Genomic DNA, 21,328 nt, shown 5'->3' with positions numbered 1-21,328 from the left:
CGCCGCGCTCAGTCGCTGCCGGTGCCGGTGACGGACTCGACGCTGTCGAAGGCGCTCTCCACGATTCCGGACATGGCCCCCACCGCGTCGATGGTCATGGTCAGGTTGAACAGCATCCCGCCGATGATCAGGCCGAAGACGAGCGTCTTGAAGCCGTCGCCCGGCTTGCCGCGGGTGATGTGGTTGATCATGCGGAAGATGCAGATCACTGCGATGATGACTCCGACCGCGCCGCAGAAGGCTTCCAGGACGCCGCCGAAATCGGACTCGAGGAAGTCGGTCGCGCCGTCTTCACCGGGCGGTTCGGCGAGCGGGAAGTACGAATCGGTGAATTTCATGTCACGTCCTTTGTTTTCGTACTGTTCCGGTGCAAAAGGTCAGGGCCGGGTGAGGGCGTTGGAGTAGGGCTCGAGCTCCGCCGCCGACCCGGCCGGGCCCCAGGCGAGAATCGGAGGCCGCGCCCCGGTCGGCGCCCCTACCAGCAGGTCGAAGTCCGCGTAGGTGGTGAACTGCGGGCCGGTGGCATCGTCTTCGGCGGTGTTTCCGGAGGAGACCGTGTTGCCGGGGACGGGTCTGGCAAGCAGGACCCGCACCCGGACGATGAGTCGTCCCGCGGCGGATCTGATCGCCGACTGGATCTGCACGGCCGAGCCGGAGGCGGGCAGAGTGAACCCGCTGAGGCCGAGGTAATGGTGTGTGCTGTTCTGGTCCCCGGTGAGAGTCAGCAAGGCGGTCGAGTCGCCGGTGACGTAGGCCCTGGCCCACGCCGCGACCTGATTCTTCACCGACTCGCTCACGTCGGCCAGAAGGTTGCCGTAGTTGGTGTAATCGCCCTTCCCCGCGGGCTCGCCGACCCCGCTCCTCACGGTGGAGAAGGCGGGTGCGGCCGCCAGCCGCGGACCCTGCTCGCTGACGAGGACGGGGACGTCCAGCAGCAGCACGTTCGTGGGGGGTGCTGCCGCGCCACCGTCGGACGCCGGGCCGGGGCTGCCGGAAGGCGCCGCGGAAGCCGGGCCGCCGCCCGGGGTAGGCGCGGCCGGACCATTCGGAGCCGAAGCGCTGGACGGCGCCGCGGACGGTGTCGGGGAGGCCGTGGCCTGCGGGGACGCCGTCGGCGCCGCCGTGGCCGACTGGTTCGGGGAATCCTGGCCCGTCCGCGGCGTCCGCCGCGGCTCCGCCGTGGGGACGGGGCCGCCGAGCGCGACGAGGAAGTGGTGCACCTCGAAATCGGTGAAGCCCGCGTTCTCCGAGCCGAAATGCTGCGGGGTGAACCCGACCCAGTTCAGCGATCGGTAGGGCAGCGGGACCGCCTGCCGCCCCGCGGACAGGTCGGCGGCGGCCCTGGCCGTGTCTTCGGGATCGAAGGACGTCGCGTGCGGCACGTTCTGGTGGCCGCCCGCGAGGTAGGTGACCGCCGCCGTGTGCGCCAGTTCGCGGCCCTGCGGATCGACCGCCGACAGGTCGGCCTCGCTCTGGCCTCTGGACAGCGCGACGAACACCGAGACGGCGCTGAGGCCGGCGGCAAGGAACAGCGCGCCCAGAATGCGTCTGGCCCGCCTGCGCGCCGTCGGCTCGTCCGAACGGCGGGCCGGCACCATCACGAAACGGGTAGGCGACTCTGCTGACATGTCCCTCTCCTGTTACTCTCCGCCCGCCGGGGGGCCGACAGCGAAGACCGTTCCGTCACCGCGTGGAAGCGCAAGCGACCGCGGGGCCGGCTCGGTGTCTCATTCGCCTGTGCGGGCCTCGCGCCGGTTCGCATGCCGGTTCTCGCGGCGGGCCTTGCGCGGCGCTCGACCGGGGGTTCGGCCTGGGACACGCGGGCCCTCGCCGGCCGCCCGGTCCGACAGGGCCGGCTTCTTCCGGAGGCGGGTCGCGGCGGTGAGCCGTGCGGCGCCCGGGATCTCCTGCTGCGGGACGCCGCGCGCGTCCCATCGCACGCTGTCGACGGGCACGCCGCCGGGCAGCATCCGCACCGTCCCCACAGCCGTGCGGCGCAGCGGCGCGATGCCCACGTAGAGGCGGACCTGCCGTCCGTCGACGACGAGCTTGCGCTTGCGGGTCTGGTTCGCCTGCAGGCCGAGCCACCTGGCCATCGACTCCTCCCGCAACGGGGAGAAGTTCACCAGCGCCCACCCGATCACGCCGCCCAGCGCCGGACCGTACAACAAGGCGTACAGCCCCGCGCCGAAGAGGAACAGCGTGCCGAGGAAGCCCAGCACCGCCCCCGTGGCGACGGCGGCGAGCGTGGCCAGCCTGACGGTCCGCGGCAGCGTGATCTCCCTGTTCAGGCTGCCGATGACGGCCGGCGGCGGCTTGAGCATGTTGGTGGCGGCCAGCATCACCGGGCCGCTCACGGCGTCGTTGTCACTCACGCGTTGGACAGTGCGCGGCCCCGCCCCGGCCGCCACGCCCGCCGGTTGCCGGACGCCTTCCGGCACCGACGGTCAACGGTATGCCGAAGATAACCGACTACGTCCGCGAGGGCTTCGACCGGCGCAGCCGCCCCTGGGACCGCACCGAGCTGCCCGAATGGTGGGACCTCGTGGTGTGGGTGGCGCTCGCCGGGGTCATCGCGATGCTGCTGCTCGGCGCGGTGTTCGGTCGTGGCGGATCGTCGGAGGACGCCGGCGGCGACGAACGGCGGTTCGCGGTGCGGTCGCTGAACCCCTACACCGTCACCCCCGCACCCTCCGCGGACGAGGCGGCATCCGCCACACCCGGCACCGGTGCGCCGTCACCTGCCCCGGGGGAGGCGCCCACCGAGGACTTCACCGCCACCGCCGCGGTACGGGTCCCGGTGACCGGCGGCGGGACGACGGTCGTCCCGGCCGGTGCCCGGAACGTGGCGTTCGCCGCCGCCACCGCAGAGGCGACCGGTGATTGGACCGGGATCCTGTTCGTCGGCGCCGCCAGGCCCTCCGCGGCGCCCGCGTACCCGCGGGGCTCGGTGGCCGGAGAGATCACCGTCAAGGATCCCCGCGTCACAGGGACCGGCCAGTACCTGTTCAGCGCGACGATCACGCGGGACGGGAACGCCGCGTCCCGTCGCGTGGAGATCACGGTCGAACGCGGCCCGGACGGATACGCGATCCGGGCGCGCTGACGGGCGGGCCTTGCCCTCCGCGCGCGTCGGCGGACGGTCTTTGCCGATCACCCACGAACAGTCGGGAGACGACCGCAGAACCTCGAGGGGCATCGCGTGAACGAGGCCAACAGCATCCCGGGCCGGCCGTCCGGTCCGATGCCGGGACGGCCCGGCGGACCGGCCCAACACGACCCGCGAGCGGCAGCCTCACGGCAGACCCCGGAAAAAGGCCGCGATGTCGTCGCCCGCCACACCTCCGGCGGCGGCGGAGGCGGAGGCGGAGGCGGAGGCGGAGGCGGCCTGCCGAAGGCGGAACCGCCGCCCGGCAGGGCACCGGGAGCCGAGGGCGGCCCGTCCGCGACCACCGCCGAACCGAGTGCGGCCAAGCCGGCGGACGGTGGAGCGGCCCCGGACGGTGGGAAGCCGGACGCCGGACCGGCGTCGTCGGGAGCGACCGGCGGGACCGCCGCGGCGAGCGGCTCAGGGGGCCTGCGCAGAGCGATGGGGGGCAAGGCGGGCGGCCTGGCGGGGACGGGCCTGTCCAAGCCGCAAGGCGACACCCTCGGGGAGAAGACCAAACACCTGGCGCGACAAGCCGGCAATGCGTTGGGACAGGCGGCGAACCAGTACGTTCGCAACCTCGCCGCCTCGGTGGGCATTCCGCCCGCCGTGTACGACGCCGCCAGGCGCCTCGCCAACACCAGGTACGGCCGGCGACTGCTGAACCTGACGCCCGCCGGACTGTTCGCGCCGAAGTCGGTGAAGGACGGCTTCCTGGGCGGCAACGGCGATGGGGAGGCGAACGCGTCCTCGGGGTCCGGTTCGAGCCGCCGCGGGGCCGCCATGTCCCTGGGGGTCGGCGCGTCGACGCTGATGCCCCTCATCCTCGTGGCCGGGGTGCTCGGAGCGGTCCTCGACGACACCGAGACCCAGCCGGACGACAGGTCGAACAGCAGAGTCGGCGAGTACTTCCCGGACGGGTGGCAGCGGGTGCTCCAGCAGGCCGCGAACCGGGCGTCGTCCGGGCAGCCCGACTACGCCACCGTGCCCTGGACGGTCCTGGCCGGCATCGTCAAGACGCAGACCGACTTCGCCCGCTACAGCCCTTACGACAACGTCGACCGCGACCCCGGGCGCGAGGCGTCGGAGATCCCCGGGGGCGGAGGCGCCACCGACGGCGGCGCCGTGGAGGCCGGTGTCACCAGCGGCGCCGGGCCAGGGCCCGTGCAGGGGGTGACGGGCCCCGGCTCGGCCGCCACGGTGGGATACGGCCATGCCGGGCCGCCGGAGGGCGATCTCGCCCACCAGCTCGGCTGGTTCCTGTACGCCCTGCGGATGCACGAGTCGAACGGCGGCTACACCCGCCGGGCCGGGACGAGCGAGAGCGACGCCTGCGGCGCCTACCAGTACATCTCGAGCACGTGGAACAACTACGGGGGGTACCGGACCGCGTGCGACGCGCCGCCGAGCGTGCAGGACCGCCGCGCCACCAGGGACGTCCTGGACAAATGGAACCGGTACAAGAAATGGCAGCAGGTCGCCGCGGCCCACTTCTACCCCGCGTGGGCGAACTCACCGGGGAGGTGGGACCAGTGCCCGGCCGCCTGCTCCTTCAACCCGACGATCTGGGAGTACGTCGATGGCGTGATGGCGAAGATGCGGGACGCCGCCCGGCAGTACCAGGCCGGCGGCTCCGCGAACGCACCGCAGCCGGCCACGTTCCGCACGGAGGGCGGCATACAGCCCGGCGGCACGTGGCCCGGCGAACCGAGAGCCGAGCCCCCGGAGCCCGCCGATGGCAGGTCGGCGGATGACGCGGGGGGCGGCGTTCCGGCCGGGGTGATCGCGGACGGCTGCCTCGTCGAGAACCCGGAGCCGACCATCGGGGGCGAGGGCGACCAGGGTGTCGGCCCGTACCTTCTCACACGGGGGACGGCGTTCGAGATGGCGCGCATGTCCCTGGACCCCCAGAACCCGTGCGACTCCTCGTACTACGTCGCCCGCACGCTGGTCGATGCGGCGAAGAGGGTGCACGCGGACCGCACAGGCCCCCGGTGGAAGCCCAACGGCACGGCCGAGAACCAGGAGGACGCACGCGAGTACTGGAGCAGGGCCATCGCGGCGTCCGGGATCTTCGCCGACCGGGGCGCCGACCCCGACGCGCCGTGCGCCGTGCCGCCGCCGGACGACCCGGAAGAGCCCTGGTCGACCAGCTTCAAGATCATCTCTATCTGGCGTTGCGAGATCCTCCGCCTGCCGGAGTTGCATCTGGTCACCGGCGGGGCGTACGACGACGACGGCGAGTTCGTCCACACCGTCGAGAACGACCGGATCGCCGCCATCGAGACCCTGGTCAACGAGGCACTGTCGGTCAGCTACGGGGCCGGAAAGTGGTCGACCGACGAGTGCGACGACGACGCGAACGGTCGCCAGGGCGTCTTCCCCATGACCGAGCGGGAGGCGGACGCCGCCGGGGTGAGCGACCGGTGCGACACCGATGAGAACATCACGGGCGCCGCCAGGCTCGTGCTGTCCGTCGAGCGCATCCCGCCGAAGGAACGCGTGGCCGAGCTGGGTGTGTACCAGCCTATGATCGGCGGCTGGCAGCGGCTCGGCATCGCCATGGGCGGCGACCTGAGGCCGTTCGCGCGCTTCGGCCCCGGAGGGGAGTTCACGGCCTCGGCCGAGTGCACGAGGGCGATGACCGACTTCCTGACGGCGATCGCCCCGCACGCCACGGAGTTCGCGGCGCTGGAGGAACCCCCGGACGAGGCCGACGTGTACGGCGAGTGGCAACCGAAGATGACGGCGCTGCGGGAGGCCAGTGATCTCACCGACCCGAGTTCCGGCCACGCCTGCCTCAGCAGCTCCTGGGCACCCGGATACAACGCCACGCTCGCCCAGATCGCCCTCGGGCTGGCCGGCGACGACACCGCGAACAGACCCAACCTCAACGGCCTGGCCAACTACTATCAGGCCAGGGAGAACGCCTACCGGCCGACGGCTCCGGTGGCCGGTGAGGACACCCTGGTCGTTCCCAGGCTGGCTCCGCGCCCGCTGAGGGAGATCGGCGCCCCGATCGCCCCCGACGCCACCGAGGCGTGGACCCGGCTGCGCAGCACCGACGGGGTTACCCTCCCGCTGGAGCAGCGCGCCGTCGAGTACGCCTGGTTCTTCGGCGGCGTCATCACCCCCTTCGACAGCGCGGGCCGGCGGATCGGCTCGCTGGAGGAGGGGGCCGACGGGGCAGGCGGCTACGGCGCCGGACAGGTGGAGGTCGGGCCGGACGGCTGCCCCAAGAAGACCCCGGCGAACACGCTCCGGCACGGTTCCGCCGAGATCGGCATCCACGAGTTGTGCGTCGACTCGGTGGTCCAGGCCCGTACCCCGGAGGCCGCGAAGGCCATCAAGTGGGCGCTGACTCACCTGGGCCTCCCCTATTGCATGTGCGTACCGCAACGCAACTGGGACGACTACGCCGACTGTTCCAGCTTCGTCTCCCGCGCCTACCGGCACGCGATCCCGAACCTCTACCGGGGCAACGCCCCGACCACTGACACCTTGCGGGCGGTCCGCTGGATGCGGCAGATCCCCTTCAGCCAGGTCCGGCCCGGCGACCTGGTGGAGCCGACCTCAGGGCATGTGGCCATGCAACTGGCCGACGGCTACATGGTGCACACCAACACGTCCAGAGACGTTTCCAGGGTCGAGCGCGCCTACAATTCCGCCTTCTGGACCGGCTGGCTCGACCCCGGCAAAGTGTGACAACGACGAACAGCACGGCCGGAAATATGACCCCTGCCGCACCTCGACGCGGAAGGAATTCCCGCCATGTTCGAAAAGCACAGGGGTCTGCAAAAGCCTGCGGCGGTCGCCGCCGCGGTCTTCATCATCGTCGTCATCGTCGTCCTCGGAGTGACGTCGATGACGCGTTCCGGAGGTCCCGACGTGGCCTCCGGCATCGACAAGGGTAAGGCGGCCACCGCGTCGGCCACCACGGAAAGCTACGCTTTCACGGCAGCGGAGGGGCGGTTTTCCAGCTGCTCGAGTGGGAGCGCATCGAGGGCGACGCCATCAACGGCATGCACACGGAGGGCCGTTTCGACGGCGACGACCCCAAGCCGACGGACTGCGTGGAGTTCCATGGCGGGCAGGTGACGCCCCAGACGGTCGAGTTCGAAGGGGAATTCGACATGGACGGCCCGCTGGAAGGAATCATCAGCGAGTCGGGCGGCGAGTCCATCCTCACCCTCAACTCGGACCTCTATGTCCAGAGCACCCGACTGGAGGAGGTCGATCCGGCCGACTTCCGGGAGGAGTACGAGATCATGTGCGAGACGGTTCCGGCGGAACCGTCGGCATCCTGACACCGGACCGGCCCGCACCCCTGGAGGGTGCGGGCCGGTTTCATGTCCCGTGCGTGCGGAACGGAGGAGGCCGCCTCCCGCTCAGCTCACCGCCGTACGGCCCAGGCCACCAGATCACGGCCATTGTCCGGGGGGGCGGCCTGGTTACGGGGGTCGGCGTCGTACACGCTCTGAGAGTGCTGGAGGCGCTGCTCCAGCTTCCTCAGCCGGTCGGCCACCTCCCGGTTGCTCTCCTCCTCGGAGAGGAGCCGGCTCGCGAGCACCTTCCCGAACTTCTCCAGTGCCTGGACGAACTCGGTGGCGTCGGCCTGGTCCATCGGCAGCCGGTAGACGCTGCCGGCATGCTTGTCGACCTGCTGGTGCCATGTCTTCCGCATGGCGTTCAGTTCCTCGCTGATCTTCTGGGCCTGCGCCATCACCCCCGAGGTGTCCATGCTGATGTCCGGGTCGACCATCTCGGTGCGCAGGCCGGTGGCGGATCGAGCCGACATCGAGGCGTCGACGACGTCTCGCAGCGTCGTGCTCAACTCTTCGATCTTTCCGGCGTAGTCGTCACGCTGCCTCATCTGCTGGTCATGTGTGAATCGGTAGTAGTCCGGATCCATGGCATGCCGTTGCTCGTGCAGCACTGCCATCTGCTCGGCGAGCTTTCCCATCCTGGTGAGGTTGAGGTCGAGGTCGGCCTTGACCTGTCCCACGCGCACGGTCACGCCATCAGGCAGCTCGACCTCCTTCGACATCAGACCGCCCCTGATCCATCCACCCGCGTCCTCAAGCGCGTCGGCCACGTCCGCTGCCTCCCGCAGCCGACGCTGTCCAAGGCTCGGCCCCTGTTCGTGTTCCCAGTCCCGGCCTGCCCGGAGGGCGGCCTCCTCCGACCCTCTGGCCCTGATCTTGATCCCTGAGAGTTCCTCGAATCCACGCTCGGCCGGCACGTCGATGTGCTCGCCGTCGATGACGTAACCACGCGCGATGCCCTGCGTCATGATCCGCGTGACCAACTGCGTGTCGGTCTCCTCGACCCCGTCGACGATCCGTCGCCGTTTGGTGTGATCGTCCAGGTGGGAGGACCAGTGTCGTTCGGCCGCGTCCCCTTGGGGAAGCCACAGGCCGTTGTCGGCGAGCATGATCTGGTCCGGTGCAAGCCCTGTCTTCTTGGACAGCTGGAGGAGCGCGCGCATCTTCTCCTGATCGTTGACGAAGCCCTTGAAGTCCAGGTTGAGCCCGTCGATGTGACCGCCGCCGTACATCTTGGCCCGAACCATGTCGAGTTCATGGCTGATGTGCTCTTTCATCATCTGCCGTTGCTCATCGACGTTGTTGATCCTGTCGATGTTGCGGAGCCGGGCGTCCGCGCGCCGCTTGGCCGCCTCCGGATTCCCTGCCATGGGCATTCCGGCCACTTCGCCGGGCTTGAGCGCGCCGTCAAGCGACACTCCGTTCTTCACCCGGTCGGCGAGGTGGATCGCGTTTCTCAACCCGTCGCGAGCCGCATGGGCTCCCCGGTAGAGAGCCACGCCGCCCATCGCCGCGCCGACCAGCGGAAGCAGCGCCGGTGAGACGATGGCGGTCCCGGCGGCCAGGGCCGCGGTCAGTTCGGCGTACTTGGCCGCACGCTCCGCGGGAGTACCCGACCCCGCCAAGTCCGCCAGATCGTTCCGCCTTCTCCGTATGGCGGCCGCGGCGGAGTTCCTGATCGGCCTGGTGGCCCTTTCCGCGCCGCGTCCGATCGCGCGTCCCGTGCCGACCGCGGCCCGTCCGGCCAGGCGCCTCCCCGCACGCCCCGCCGCCCGGGTCCCCCTGTTGTTGAACATCCGGTTCTGCAGTGACCGCTCGTCCAGCGCGCTGAGCCTCGCCCTGCCCATCCCGACCTGGCCGAGCGCTCCGGACAGCTGCCGGGCATAGGCGTCGTCGCCCGGACGGAGGAGGTGGTTGTCGCCCGTGGACTTGAGCGCCGCGGCACCCGCGAAGCCCAGCGCCCCGGTCATGCTGCCGATGTTCCCCAGCCCCATGAACTTGGTGATCTTCTTGAAGAGCCACAGCGCGACCAGGGGGGCGGCGCACTGCGCGACCTGCTCGAAGAAGTTCGGGGCGGCGGTGCCGACGGCATCGGTGATCGCGATGTAGGTGGCGTCGATGAGCGTCGCCAGGGCCGTCAGTGCCAAGGTGAAGACGAACTTCCCGGCCGCCGCCGCACCGGTGAGCTTGAGCAACCGCTTGCCCGAGTCCCAGCCCATGGCGAAAAAGAGCAGCGACAGCGGCAGTATCATCGCGAGCCCGGCCAGGGCCACGCTGATCATCGTGAGACCTATCGCCATCGGGCCGAGCGCGAACAGGAAGGCGCCCGCCACGATCATCGACATCAGGCCCTGGGTGAGCCGCTCGGTCTGATTGGCGCCGAGCCATGCCTCGGCGGAGTCCCAGATGTACCGGCACGAGGGGTCCGACTCGTCGGTGACGCATTTGCCGAGATTGGCGCTCAGCTCATCGCCACCGTTGAAATAGAAGGGCTTCAGCGGACCCATCCCTGCGAGGAGGAATGCGAACGAATCGGTATCCTCCATTGTCTCGCCGTCGCTGTAGAGCTGCTTGCAGCCATTCTCCTTACCGTCCACATCGGCTGCGTCCCATTGCGGGGTGGTGTGCACCCTGCCCTCGTCGTCGGCGTCCATCTTGCACGCGCCCCAGGCGACCATGATGGTCTGCTCGCCCACACGCGGGGAGAGGTAGAAGCCGCGCCAGATGTCGGTGGTGGTGGTGCCCTCCGCCCAGCCGGCCGACAGGTCGAACGCCTTCAGTTTGTTCCCGATGTCGACGTCGGAGTTCGCCTCGAGCACGCGGCAGGCCGCGTGGGCGGGGGCGGGATATTCTTCGGTGCCATCGCTGAGCTGGGCGACCATCCAGGAGCGGACGAGCGAGCTCTCCCACATCCTGCTGATCTGCTGCATCGCGGCGTTCCCCGGGAACCCGCCGTTCTCGTCGCCGTACAACTCGTAGAGCTTCTCGTGAAGCCCGTCGCAGGTGATCCTTCCCGACGCGGCCGGGTCGTCGTCATAGAACACCTCGCCGCTCGACTCGCCCTGGGAGTTCGTCATCTCGGCCAGGGCGTCGGAGACCTCCGCGAACCATCCCTGCACCGTCGCGGCCATCCAGGGCACGGTGTAGGCCTTGGTCGGGTCGTTGCGCCTCTCCTCGGACTGGTCGGCGATGAAGAAGATCAGCCCGGTCGCCGACAGGAACACCATCACCAGGCGTACCGCGGACGCGGGACCCTTCCTGCCGCCGGTGCTCCAGCGCTTGATCGCCGCCGCGAGGACGACCAGCCACGCGGGGATCAGGAACCAGGACGCGTACCGGGCCATCGTCCCGCTGATCTCGTTGATCGAGTCCGCCGACCTGCAGACCATGTCGAAGGTGTAGCTGAAACCCATGAGCATGCCGATGATCCGCCAGGCCAGCGCCGCCACCATGAAGAAGAAACTGGCGAAGATCGAGGTGATCAGCCGGGTCTTCAGCAGCCAGGCGTTGTCCACGGTGTGCAGGCTGAAGGAGGACCACCGGTTCAGCGGCAGGAAGTCACTCTGCTCGTTGTAATCCGTGCACTCCGACTCCTCCTCGGGCGAGGCGCCGCCGTCCGAGTCGTGATCGAGGATCAAGGGGCGGTCGTCGGGGCCTGCGACCACCTGGCCTTCGGTGTCCTGTACGGCCGTCGGAACGGCTGTCGTCGATACAGGTGCGGCCGACACGGTCCCACCGGCCCCGGACCCGGCCCCGGACCCGAATCCGAAAGTCTGTCCGGAGAGCAGGGCCAGCCCGCAGAACACCGTCAGCGCGAGCGCCCACACCAGCAACTGGAGCCCACGCCGCGGCGGCGCGGAACCGGACCCGGCGCGCGTGCGGCTCGGCCCGGAGCCCGGCGGCCGGGCGGAACGCCCGCTCGGCCGGCGGGGCCTCGACCGGCTCAGTCGACGAGCCATGAGTCCGTTCCCTCCTGGGGCGCGGCCGCGGCGAGCACCGCCGCTTCGTGCTCGGCGCGCTCGGCGTGTACCCGGGCCAGGCGCTGCTCCTCGCGCCTGCGGCGGTCCTCGGGGTTGGTGCTGTAGGCCGCCGCGGCGTCGGGCGGCGTGGGGCCCAGCACGACCTGGGCATGCCGGCCGGCCAGATCGCGGAAGATGCCGCGCGCCCAGCGGGCCGGGCGGTCGCCCTCCGGCGGCAGCGGGCCGAACTCACGGATCTCGGCGAGCCGCTGCGGGGTCGGCCTCAGACCGCACAGCCTCAGCGCCGTCTCCGCCTCCCTGGTCTCATTCAGCTTGAGCACCAGCACCCGGCTGAGGTACGACTCCAGATCCTTGGTGACCACGTCGGCGATCCGCTGGGTGAGGAACACCGGCAGGATGTTCAGCGACCGGCCCTCCCGGGAGATGCGCTGCAGCGAGGCCAGTCCCTCGGCCTGCGACAGGAAGGTCCACGCCTCGTCCACGATCAGCACACCTGACCGGTTGGCGATGAGGATCTCCAGCGACGCCCGGATGACCAGGCGGACGGCCGCCAGCGCGATCCGTTCCGACACCGAGTACTCGCTCGGGGTCTTGCCCTCCGGCAGGCCCAGGTCGCGGTCGAAGTCGACCAGCGTCAGCCGCTGTGTGACGTCGAGGCGAGGCAGTGGCTTGAGCGCGATGCCGAGCGAGAACATGCTGGACGCCTCCATCTGCTGCTCGACCAGGCCGCGCAGCCGGGCGGCCTCGTCACCGGGGACGTACTGCAGGGCGTCCCACACGCAGCGCGCGCCGTTGAGGGCGCCGCGTTTCAGTCCCGAGCCGAGGGCCAGCCGCTCCGGCAGCGACAAGCCGTCCCGGTAGTCGTCGAGCGCGGAGAGAATGTGCACATTGGCGATCTCGGCTGCGATGGTCGGCGGTGCGTACCGGAACGGGTCGAAGGCGCCCGGGGTGTCCTCCAGCGCCGACATGGACACCCGCCCGCCGGACACGCCCAGGTCCTGGGCGTAGTCGACCATCCCGTACAGCGAGTCACCGCCCTTGGGGTTCACGAAGATCACCGGTAGGTCGTTCAGCGCGGACTGGACCGCGACGGACTGGGCGAAGAACGTCTTCCCGCTGCCGGGGTCGCCGAAGATCCCGAAGACCGGCGGCAGGTTCTTCATCGGGGCGCCGAGCGGGTCGACGAAGAAGGGGCTGCCGTCCGGATCGATGAGCCCGCCGAAGATCCCGGTGTCGTCGCCGAGCCGGGAGAACGACTGAAGACCCGCGTGCGAGATCATCGGTACGTTCACGTCCTGCAGGAACGGATTGACCCGTACCGAGGAGCAGGGCAGGGTCTCCTCCAGCGCCTGGATCTGCCGGTGCTCCAGGGGCTTCAGCTGGATTCCGTAGTTCTGGGAGAGGAAGTCCAGGTAGGTCTCGGTGGTCTCGGTGACCTCCCGTGCCATGACGAGGCTGCAGTTGGCCAGCATGGGTTGTTTGGAGCCCGCCAGGTAGTCCTCGACCTCCTTGGCCTGCTGATAGGTCTCCGACAGCTCGACCTTCTCCAGGTCCTGGGTCTTGCGCTCCTCCTCCATGTTCGCCGCGATCCGCCGCTGCGCCCGGCGGGCCCGCGCCCGCGTCAGGTTCGGCGGCTCCAGCTCGGCACGGATGGACACGACCTGCGGGGCGTCGCCGGGGTGGCTGATCGCCTCCAGCGCCCACTGGGCGTACGGAGAGGGCATGACCGGCTGATCGAAGCGCATGACGGCGGCCATCTCCAGCTCTCCGACACCGGTCACGGCCAGCCGGGTGGGCAGTTCCTCGATCACCGCGTCCGGACCCCGCCCGAGGTTGTACCAGGATTCCAGCTGGTCGAGTTCCTGCCGGGTCGGCGTTTGCGCGTCGCTCCGGTCGAAGATCGAGGTGACGAGTTCGAGGTCCCGCCGGTACGGGACAAGGTCCGGGACGTCCTCGCCGATGGACTCCTTGACCATCTCGGTCAGCGTCTTGAAGAACGACGGGCCCCCGGGCGCCCGGGCCTTCGACGCCTGGTCCCGCATCGATGACCGCAGTTGCACGCCGACGAACAGCACCCGCCTGGGCGCCAGGAACCCGAAGGCGCCCGCCTGGTAGTCGCGCAACGCCTCGCTGTTGTCCCGCGGCGGCGTCACCAGGTCGTCCCAAGTGATCGAGACCAGGTGGATCCGCCGGTTGTTGGACAGGGCCGCCAGGCCCCCGATGGGCTGCCGTGAGGTCCCCCCCAGGTCGCTCAGGAGCCGGTCGAGCGGCGCGGCCAGCGACAGCTGTTGCTCGGGGTCCTCCCACTTCATCGGCGCCAGCCGCACGGTCCGGTACATCCACACCTCGCCGTTGTGGCCGATGTAGACGCCGTCGGCGGTCCGCCACGCGTACGGGGTCGTCCACATGGTGGCGGTGTCGGCCTCGGAACGACCCGCGCGGCTGGTCCCGGTGAGTCGCCCGAACGTGGCCCTCAGGTTGACCATACGTGTCATCTCCCAGGTTCGGTGGGCTCTCCAGCAGACAGTCCGGCGGCCGGCGCTGGCGGCAGCCGCCGTGGTCCGCACAGTCGGACGTGGAGGGCCGGCCGCCCATGTCGGCCGGTCGACGACCAGAGCGCTGAGGACACTGAGATGGCAACTGCGCCGAACCTCGTCGTGGCGGGGGAGCCGGGCGTCGCGCGGAGGTTGCGGAAGACCGGCCGGTTCCCCGCGGTGTTCGACGCCGCCTCCGCGGCGGAACTTCGTGCCCTGTCCAAGAGCGGTCAGGTCGGCTCCCCGGCAGCGTTCATGTTCGCCCCGGGGTTCGTCGAGGACGTGCCGGGCGCCGGAGTCGCGGTCCTGGCCAACGGACTGGCCGGCAGCGGATTCACCGTGCTGGTGCACGGGTTCTTCACCGAGCGCGGTGATGTCTTCGATCCGAAAGTACGGGTTACCGGCCGGCAGCTGAGGCTGTCGGAACTGCTGGCGACGTTCGGCATCCCCGAATCGGCTCCACCTCCCGCCCCGCAAGCCACGCCGGAGCCGCGGCATCCGACGCCGCCGAGGCCCGAGACGGTTCCCACCTCCAACGCCTGGCCGAGCCGGCCGACGACACCCGCCGACCGCAGGACTGCGGCCGGGACAACGGCGCCCGTCGCCAGGCGCGGCCGAGTCGTCGCCGTCGCGTCGGCGAAGGGCGGCGTGGGCAAGACCAGTACGACCGTGAGCCTGTCGGTCCATGCGGCCAAGCACCTTCGGACGGTGGGGCGGGCCGGGACGGTGGCGCTGGTGGACACCAACTTCCAGCAGGCCGACGTCGCGCGCTACCTCAACCTGGAGTCCCCGACGATCCTGGACGTGCTCCAGGAGAGCGGCGCGCTGTCGGCGCAGTCGGTGCGCAACCATCTCGCGCATCTCCCCGAGATCGGCCTTTACGCGTTGCTCGGGCCGCCCGACCCCATCAACGCCGACCCCGCATTGATCAACTCGGCGCTGTACCGGAGGATCCTGGCGGTGCTGCGGGCGGCGTTCGACCTGGTGTTCATCGACACGCCGGTCGCCGAGCTCTACCACACCACGTTCACCGACCTGATCCTGCCCGAGGCCGACGCGATCCTGGTGCCCGTCGAACCCAACCGGGTAACTCTGGAGGCGGCCCGTTCCTGGCTGCGGGCCATCACCCTGCCGCAGCACTCGCGGGGCGGCGGCATCGACCCGGAGAAGCTGTCGCTGATCCTCAACCGGGCCCGCGCCGACGTGGACTGCGGCCCGGAGGACGTCATGGACCTGCTACCCGGGTGGCGATTCGTCGGGGTGATCCCAGACGACCGGGAATGGATGCAGGCGGTGAACAACCGCCGGCTGGGTGACCTGCGCTCCAGTCCCGATCTGGAGGCGACCCTCTACGACATCCTGCGGGTCGTCACCGCGGACCCGGTGTTCGAAACGGCCACGCCGTCGATGAACGGCCGGCACACCCGGTGGCGGCAACTGCTCGGCCTGGGGTCCAAGTGACCGAGGCCCTCGAACCGGCACGTCCCTCATCAATCTCAGCGGAAGGAAACGATCAGCATGGCGGCTCATCAGCCCCCCGCGACGGGGATGGACTTCTGGGCGGCCCTCGGTGTCGCCCCGGAAGCCGAGGACCGGTCGGACGTGGGGGCTTCGCAGGGCACGCCCGTGCCCCCGGGCGAACAGGCCGCGCCCGCGGGACCGACGACCGCTCCCCCGGCGCCTGAGCCGAAGGTCGGGCAGCCGGGGAAGCGGGACGAACGGGCTTCGCTGTTCTCAGCCTTCGAGTCGGCCGACGAGAACGGCATCGGCGAGTCCGGTGGAGCCGCACCGGCGGCATCGCAGGCCGCCGCGAGGACACCGATGGCCCGGGCGGCGGATGTGGCTCCACAGCATGCCGCGCCACAGGCTCCAGCGCAGCCCCCGGCACAGGCTCCAGCGCAGGTCTCGGGGCAGGCTCCAGCGCGGGTCTCGGGGCAGTCCGAGGCACCGGCGGACGCGAGGAAGCCGAAGGCGCAGAGGGCATCGGAAACGTCGCCGGATCCGCGGCCGCAACCGCCGATCCCACAAGCGGCGCCAGAACCCCCGGATCCGGCCAGGCCGCGAACCCCGCCCGCGGCGGACCCGGCGTGGCTCGCCGCGGAACGGATCGCCCATTCACTCAGGCCGCAGATCTCCGGAATCTGGATTGAGGTGCTCACCCGCTACACCCACGGGGATCGGGCAATGGCCGGCCGGGTCTATGACGTGCTCAGCGGCACCCACCTGCTCGGCGAACTATGGCGCGACAAGCACGTTGACGAAGTGCACATCCAGGGCACCGAGGTGACCGTCTGTGGCGCGCACGGCGTGCACCAGGTCCCGGGGTTCCCCAGCCTCGCCGCGGCCCACCGGGCCATCGAGACGATCGAGGCGGCACCGGAGAGGACGGGCGCCGTCGTCTCGCGGATCGGGGGCTCCGTGGTGGTGAGCCGCCGCCGCGGCACGAACCTGGACGCGACCGCGCTGCTCGCCGGCGGGATCCTCACCGAGGATCAGCTCGCACAGGTCAGGCACGCACTCGGGCGCACGCGGGCGGTGACCGTGACGGGCCCCGCCGCGCGGATCGTTGTGCGCGCGCTCGCCTCGCTCATTCCGGCGGGCAGCAGGGTCTTCCTGGCGGCGTACGCGACGCTGCCCGCGGGGTGCGTCACCGCCGCGCACCCGATGGAGGCCGACTACGTGGTCGGCGTACGCCCGGGGGCAGTGGCCGAGGAGATGGCGGCGGCGGGCCAGGTGGGTGCCCTCATCGCCAACCCGGAGACGCCGATTCCGGCGGCGCTGCGGTTCGCCGTCTCCGGGCAGTCCGCGTCCCCTGGCAAGCTCACCCCGCTGACCTGAGCGCCCGGCCAGTTTCGACGGCTCCCTATCAACGACTGCCCGGAATACGGCGGCTCCCCGGCGACGATGTGGGCGAGCCGGGGCCTCTCCAGCAGCGAAGCGAGGCGCCGCTCACCGCGATTCCGGCGAGCGGGGCCTCGAACCGCGTGAACTCAGGCGCTGGGTGTCCCGCTCGTACACCTTCAGCACCCGGGCGCGCGCCGCCGCCTCGGCCAGCGGCGCGATGACGCAGGTCAAGGGGGTTCGCTGCGCGGTTCCGGGCGACTCGGCCAGCTCGGTGACCCGCCGCACGCCGCCCGCCCCGCGCAGTTCGAACCCGCGTACCGGATGCACCCAAAGCCTGCCCTGTGGCGTGTCGAGCACCGGCACTGAGTGCTCGCCGGGGGCGACGGCGATGTCTCCGAGAACCCACCCGGTGCGCCGAGCGGCGTCCGCGAAAGCGATGACCTGGTCCATGTCACGCCGCAGCCGTGCCACGCCGGAGCCGTCGAACGAGGCCGGCGGGCTGCTCAGCGCGACGGCGGCGCGGCAGCCCAGCCGGTCCGCGATCTCGGCGACCCGGTCCAGCACACTGTGATGGACCAGCCCCACGTCCTGTCCGTCCACGGTCAGCAGCACCATGTCCGCGCGGCCTGCGATCGTGCCATCGGATCCCTCCTCACCGGGTGGCCACCAGCCGGCGCCGTTGCGCTCAGGCGGCACGCAGGTCGACCACGCGATCGGAGTCCAGGATGAAACTCGCGGCCTCGTCCGGGGTCACCCTCAGCACGTCGACGGCCAGCCGGACCGGCCCGATCTTCTCGGCGTCGCAGCGCTGACACCTGGTCCGATTGTCCCCGTACACCTTCATGGACGGGCGCTCGTCACCGTTGCTGTGACTGCGCGGACGCGGGCAGTGCCACATGCCCTCCTCGTCGGTGGTGGAACCGAGCCGTCGCAGCACCGTCCGGATGTCGACCCCGTTGGCCTCGGCGATCCGCCTGTTGTGCGGCGAGACAGGGACCCGCGCAACGACCTCGGCGCCTCGGGACGCGATGCGCAGCTCCTGTCGGTGGCGCGCCGCCTCCTGCCGGAGCTTTTCCAGGTCGATCCCCTGGTCAAGAGCGTTCTTGGTGAGTGGGACGGGCTCAGTGCCGGTGGACAGGAACGGGAACCGGTCGTCGGCCCGCCGCCGCAGCGCCGCGACGAGCACGAACATGGCGAGCGCGTCCCTGACCGATTCCGGGGGGACCATGCGCAGCCGCGCCGCGTACCGGATCACCGTGGCGGCCTGCGGGCTGACCAGCTCCTGCCCGCCGGAGCCGAGGTGCACGGTGGGGATCCCCTCCGCAACCGGTCCGCCGACCTGGGCCCACATGAGGAACTCCGACGGCCGGCCGGCGTCGGGACAGGCCGCGCCGTCGCGATCCAGCCGAGAGAACTCCAGGACGGCGCCGTCGGCGTAAGCGTCGACGCGGCGGCCGGAGAATCCGCACAGCGCCGCGTACGTCACCAGGCCGCCGGGACCGTCGGGCACGAGGAAGATCGCCCGAGAGCGGAAGTCGGCTGCGGTCAACCCGCCGGCCCGCAGGCCGCCGATGGTCGAGGAGATCACGTCATCGCCATCGGCCGGCACCAGCTCGACCGTCTTGACTCCCGCAGGCGCCGATGGCGAGTTGGGGGTGCGGATGGCGAGCAGGTAATCGGTCAGCTTGTGCATCGGTCTCCCCTATGGTGGGCCGCCCTCATGTCACCCATGACCGTCCGAACTGGCCGGCGACCCGCACGTGTCCCTCAGGTAGTTGCGGATCCGGCCTCCCCCGAAACGGTAACGGACTGGAAACAGCATCAGTCTGGGCGACTGGTGCCACGCCTTGCCGGCTTGGCCAGGCGACGACGTTACCGCCGACCGGTCATCCGGCCGGCGGCCGGATATGGGAGAGGTGCATCGTGACTTCCACCCTGCAGGTCAAGGAAGAGTTCTACCTCCGGCGTGCATTCGACGATGACGCCCCGGTTTTCGTGGACGCGACCAGACACGCCAGGCAGGGACTCCCCTATCCGCTCAGTGCCAAGAAGGCGCTGAAGGCCACGTGCGCCGTGTGGACCGACGATGACGTGGTCGCGTTCAGTCTGCGCGATTACACCGCCAAGCAGGCCGAGCGGGAGGTCGAACACGTCGAGTCCAGCATCGGCGTCAAGACGATCACCACCCGCAACGTGCTGCGGCCGAGGATGCCTCGCAAGACCCTGCAGGACCTCAACGAAACCGCACGCGCGTTGTCGGCCGTCATCGGCGACGACGTGATCGTCGAACTGGACGGCGGGTTGTACGTCCTGGCACTGACCCGCACGGACAACAAAGGCAAGTTGAGACTGGTCGGCAGGCTGGCCAAGGCCGAGAATGGATACGTCCAGTCCGAGATCACCGATGCCGACAGCGAGTTCGAACTACCGATCCAGGGTCTCCGCCTACGCGTCTTCCTACGCTCCCCGGTCCGGCAGCGTGTCCTCGCGTACGGATTCGGCGGTTACCTCACCCGCAAGCCCGGTGAAGTGGAGACGGTGTCCCGGGCGACCGCTCTGGCCCTGCACAGCCTCCTCGGCCTGGCGACGTTCCGGATGTTGTCCGGGCTCGACCACGTCGAGGTCCCAGCCCGGCCGGGCGGCACCGCGATCCGGCAGCGCAGGCAAGCCGGTCGCGTGGCCTTCACGGTGCCGGTACTGCTGTTCACCGGCGATGGGACTCCAGCGGCCCGGGGCCACGTCGCCGGAGAGATCCGTCTCGACCAGGTGGATCCGGTGACCGGCGGACTGCGGCTGCACCTCGGCGAGGGCGACCGACTTGAGTGGAACCCGGCGATGGTCGGCTTGGTACGGTTCGAGACCTACGAGCGGGTACTCACCGAGGCCATCGCCGAGCTGATCCACTCGCACCTGGGTGCCGACGCCGTGCGTGACATCGCCTACGACATCGCGCTGGACGACCTCGGGCACGTTGCCGTCGCCATCCTGCGCGCCGCAACCGCCGACCTCCCCGGCCTGGCCGCCACTCCCAGCCAGGCAGAGGTGCGACCGCTGCAACCGGGAACCACCCAGCCGGCACTTTGAGCTCGGATGCGGACGAGAGCCGCCAGCGGATCAGCCGGCTTCCTCTCGGAAGACCGACGCCGCGAAACGCGAGAGATTCGTGGGCGCCGGCCGCATCGATCTCGCCGGTGTGCTCGTCGGCCTGCTGATGTGCTACGCCGTCTGGACGTTCATCACCGGCGACGCCCGCACCGGCCGCCGCTGAGACGTCGAGCCGGTCGGCGATGTCCGTGCCGCTGACGTCGACCCGAGTTCTCGGCGTGGGCGGCGTCCTCGGGGTCGCGGTGTCCGGCGGCGGGGGCGCATCCGATCGGCGGAGTGGCGCGCGCCTGGCGGAGTGGCGCGCGCCTGGCATGCGGCCTGGTCGTCCCCGAGCTGGCCGGAGACCTCGTCACCCTCGGCTCGAAAGGCGCCTACCAGATCACCGCGCTGGCGTACGCGCACCGTGCAAGGTTGCTGGTGGCCTGCTGCTCACATGGCGAGCTGTACGCCTGGGATCTGGACGGCGCCATCGGAAACTTCAGTCATGATTGGTTCGGGCATCGTTGGACGGCTCAGCTCAACCGTCGAGCCGACGACGAACACCGGAGGCGCTGAGAGCGCTGACGCTCAAACCCACGCCCGAGAGTAAAGGGTCGACTCGTCGGGGCCGTGGCGAACGGGAGGCCCGCATGACCTGTCCTGGATCATGCGGGCCTCCTTTACCGGGAGCACGTGCGCTTGCTCGAGTGCGGTGTCGGGTTACGTGGTCCACACGATGGGGCTGTTCCCATAGCCGCCTTCTGTCTCGTCGTATTCGGCTCCGGCGACCTGGCCGCCCTGGCGTGCGGCCTGGAGTCGGCAAGCTTCGTATTTGGCTCCGGCGGTGGTGAACTCGTCGGTCGCGCGTCCGCGTTCGCAGTCGGGTAGGTCGCCGATCACACCGACGCCGGTACCCCGGCCGTCAGGTCCGACGGCCCTCAGGAGCGGCGCCGAACTTGAGGACAGATCGGAGCCACCGACGTTCTCGACCGTGTAGCGGATGTAGTACGGCACCATCCCGCCGGCCCTGGCCCCGAACCTGGCGGCGAACGCCGCCTGGTCGCCTTGCTCGATCGCGGTCACCGTGATCGCGATCGTGCCCGTCCTGCTGCCGTACTTGAACGGGACGACAGCGCGCTCGCCGACCTTCAGCTTCGTGCCAGGTGCGGTCACCGGGCCGCCGCTCGTCGCGGGTGGTACGCCTTGGTTGGTGGGAGCGGGAGCAGCGGGAGCAGGCGCCGACGTATCCAGCCCGGCAAAGCTGTCCGGTTCGTCGCCGCCACACCCGGAAACCGCGATCGCGGCCACCCCCAGAGCACTCAGCAGCGCCATGTGCGTGCGATTGATTGTCTTCACCTTTCTCTCTTGGAACGGGACAGCTATGACTGTGCGAGGTGGGCTGCTACCGGCAAC

15 protein-coding genes are annotated in these 21,328 nt (G+C 70.3%); 7 read left to right on the top strand and 8 right to left on the bottom strand.

Translation table 11 applies throughout. The features are described from left to right. Nucleotides 1-8 precede the first annotated feature (8 nt). The 3 genes from HKK72_RS09255 to HKK72_RS09245 all read right to left on the bottom strand — a co-directional run bounded on the left by HKK72_RS09255 (nucleotide 9) and on the right by HKK72_RS09245 (nucleotide 2,375). A complete protein-coding gene (locus tag HKK72_RS09255; RefSeq protein WP_187233867.1) occupies nucleotides 9-338 on the bottom strand; it encodes a hypothetical protein in 330 nt (109 codons plus the stop codon). 39 nt (nucleotides 339-377) lie between these two features. Beyond that, nucleotides 378-1,628 (bottom strand): hypothetical protein, encoded by a 1,251-nt coding sequence (locus HKK72_RS09250; protein ID WP_187233866.1) that lies wholly within the window; start codon nucleotides 1,626-1,628, stop codon nucleotides 378-380. Nucleotides 1,629-1,727: 99 nt separating this feature from the next. Continuing rightward, complete coding sequence (locus tag HKK72_RS09245; protein WP_187233865.1) at nucleotides 1,728-2,375, bottom strand: hypothetical protein; 648 nt, start codon at nucleotides 2,373-2,375, stop codon at nucleotides 1,728-1,730. Between the two features lie 80 nt (nucleotides 2,376-2,455). Between HKK72_RS09245 and HKK72_RS09240 the strand changes: the two genes are divergently transcribed. The 3 genes from HKK72_RS09240 to HKK72_RS09230 all read left to right on the top strand — a co-directional run bounded on the left by HKK72_RS09240 (nucleotide 2,456) and on the right by HKK72_RS09230 (nucleotide 7,455). Further along, the gene (locus HKK72_RS09240; protein WP_187233864.1) at nucleotides 2,456-3,106 is read left to right on the top strand and encodes a hypothetical protein; all 651 of its coding nucleotides are present in this window, start codon (nucleotides 2,456-2,458) and stop codon (nucleotides 3,104-3,106) included. Between the two features lie 96 nt (nucleotides 3,107-3,202). Then, complete coding sequence (locus HKK72_RS42055; protein WP_187233863.1) at nucleotides 3,203-6,853, top strand: NlpC/P60 family protein; 3,651 nt, start codon at nucleotides 3,203-3,205, stop codon at nucleotides 6,851-6,853. A 317-nt stretch (nucleotides 6,854-7,170) separates the two neighbouring features. Next, entirely contained in the window at nucleotides 7,171-7,455 is a 285-nt protein-coding gene (locus HKK72_RS09230) for a hypothetical protein (protein WP_187233862.1), read from the top strand. A gap of 86 nt (nucleotides 7,456-7,541) precedes the next feature. Here the strand turns inward: HKK72_RS09230 and HKK72_RS09225 are convergent, their stop codons facing one another. Together HKK72_RS09225 and HKK72_RS09220 are read right to left on the bottom strand one after the other, a co-directional pair. Then, nucleotides 7,542-11,432, bottom strand: a complete 3,891-nt coding sequence (locus tag HKK72_RS09225; RefSeq protein ID WP_187233861.1) for a hypothetical protein — start codon at nucleotides 11,430-11,432, stop codon at nucleotides 7,542-7,544. Further along, nucleotides 11,417-13,939, bottom strand: coding sequence for an ATP-binding protein (locus HKK72_RS09220; RefSeq protein ID WP_187233860.1), 2,523 nt, complete (start codon nucleotides 13,937-13,939; stop codon nucleotides 11,417-11,419). The genes HKK72_RS09225 and HKK72_RS09220 overlap by 16 nt, the downstream gene beginning before the upstream one ends. A gap of 147 nt (nucleotides 13,940-14,086) precedes the next feature. Here HKK72_RS09220 and HKK72_RS09215 point away from each other — a divergent pair, with 147 nt between their 5' ends. Then, the gene (locus HKK72_RS09215; protein ID WP_187233859.1) at nucleotides 14,087-15,448 is read left to right on the top strand and encodes a CpaE family protein; all 1,362 of its coding nucleotides are present in this window, start codon (nucleotides 14,087-14,089) and stop codon (nucleotides 15,446-15,448) included. 57 nt (nucleotides 15,449-15,505) lie between these two features. Next, nucleotides 15,506-16,825: a hypothetical protein gene (locus tag HKK72_RS09210; RefSeq protein ID WP_187233858.1), complete on the top strand. Its 1,320-nt coding sequence runs from the start codon at nucleotides 15,506-15,508 to the stop codon at nucleotides 16,823-16,825. A 111-nt stretch (nucleotides 16,826-16,936) separates the two neighbouring features. On the opposite strand, the gene HKK72_RS09205 is transcribed toward HKK72_RS09210, so the two are convergent. Continuing rightward, nucleotides 16,937-17,527: a hypothetical protein gene (locus tag HKK72_RS09205; RefSeq protein WP_187233857.1), complete on the bottom strand. Its 591-nt coding sequence runs from the start codon at nucleotides 17,525-17,527 to the stop codon at nucleotides 16,937-16,939. Beyond that, nucleotides 17,517-18,524 carry a hypothetical protein gene (locus HKK72_RS09200; RefSeq protein WP_187233856.1) on the bottom strand — a complete coding sequence of 336 codons (1,008 nt, stop codon included), beginning with the start codon at nucleotides 18,522-18,524 and terminating at the stop codon, nucleotides 17,517-17,519. Before HKK72_RS09200 ends, HKK72_RS09205 begins: the two co-directional genes overlap by 11 nt. 230 nt (nucleotides 18,525-18,754) lie before the next feature. Between HKK72_RS09200 and HKK72_RS09195 the strand changes: the two genes are divergently transcribed. Beyond that, complete coding sequence (locus tag HKK72_RS09195; RefSeq protein ID WP_187233855.1) at nucleotides 18,755-19,915, top strand: hypothetical protein; 1,161 nt, start codon at nucleotides 18,755-18,757, stop codon at nucleotides 19,913-19,915. A gap of 297 nt (nucleotides 19,916-20,212) precedes the next feature. Further along, on the top strand, nucleotides 20,213-20,491 hold the full coding sequence (locus HKK72_RS09190) for a hypothetical protein (RefSeq protein WP_187233854.1): 279 nt from the start codon (nucleotides 20,213-20,215) through the stop codon (nucleotides 20,489-20,491). A 144-nt stretch (nucleotides 20,492-20,635) separates the two neighbouring features. On the opposite strand, the gene HKK72_RS09185 is transcribed toward HKK72_RS09190, so the two are convergent. After that, the gene (locus tag HKK72_RS09185; RefSeq protein ID WP_222720524.1) at nucleotides 20,636-21,271 is read right to left on the bottom strand and encodes a hypothetical protein; all 636 of its coding nucleotides are present in this window, start codon (nucleotides 21,269-21,271) and stop codon (nucleotides 20,636-20,638) included. Between the last annotated feature and the right edge of the window lie 57 nt (nucleotides 21,272-21,328).

It is taken from the genome of Actinomadura sp. HBU206391 (genome assembly GCF_014323665.1).
Lineage (GTDB): Bacteria > Actinomycetota > Actinomycetes > Streptosporangiales > Streptosporangiaceae > Actinomadura_C.
This window is presented reverse-complemented; position numbering and strand designations above follow the sequence as displayed.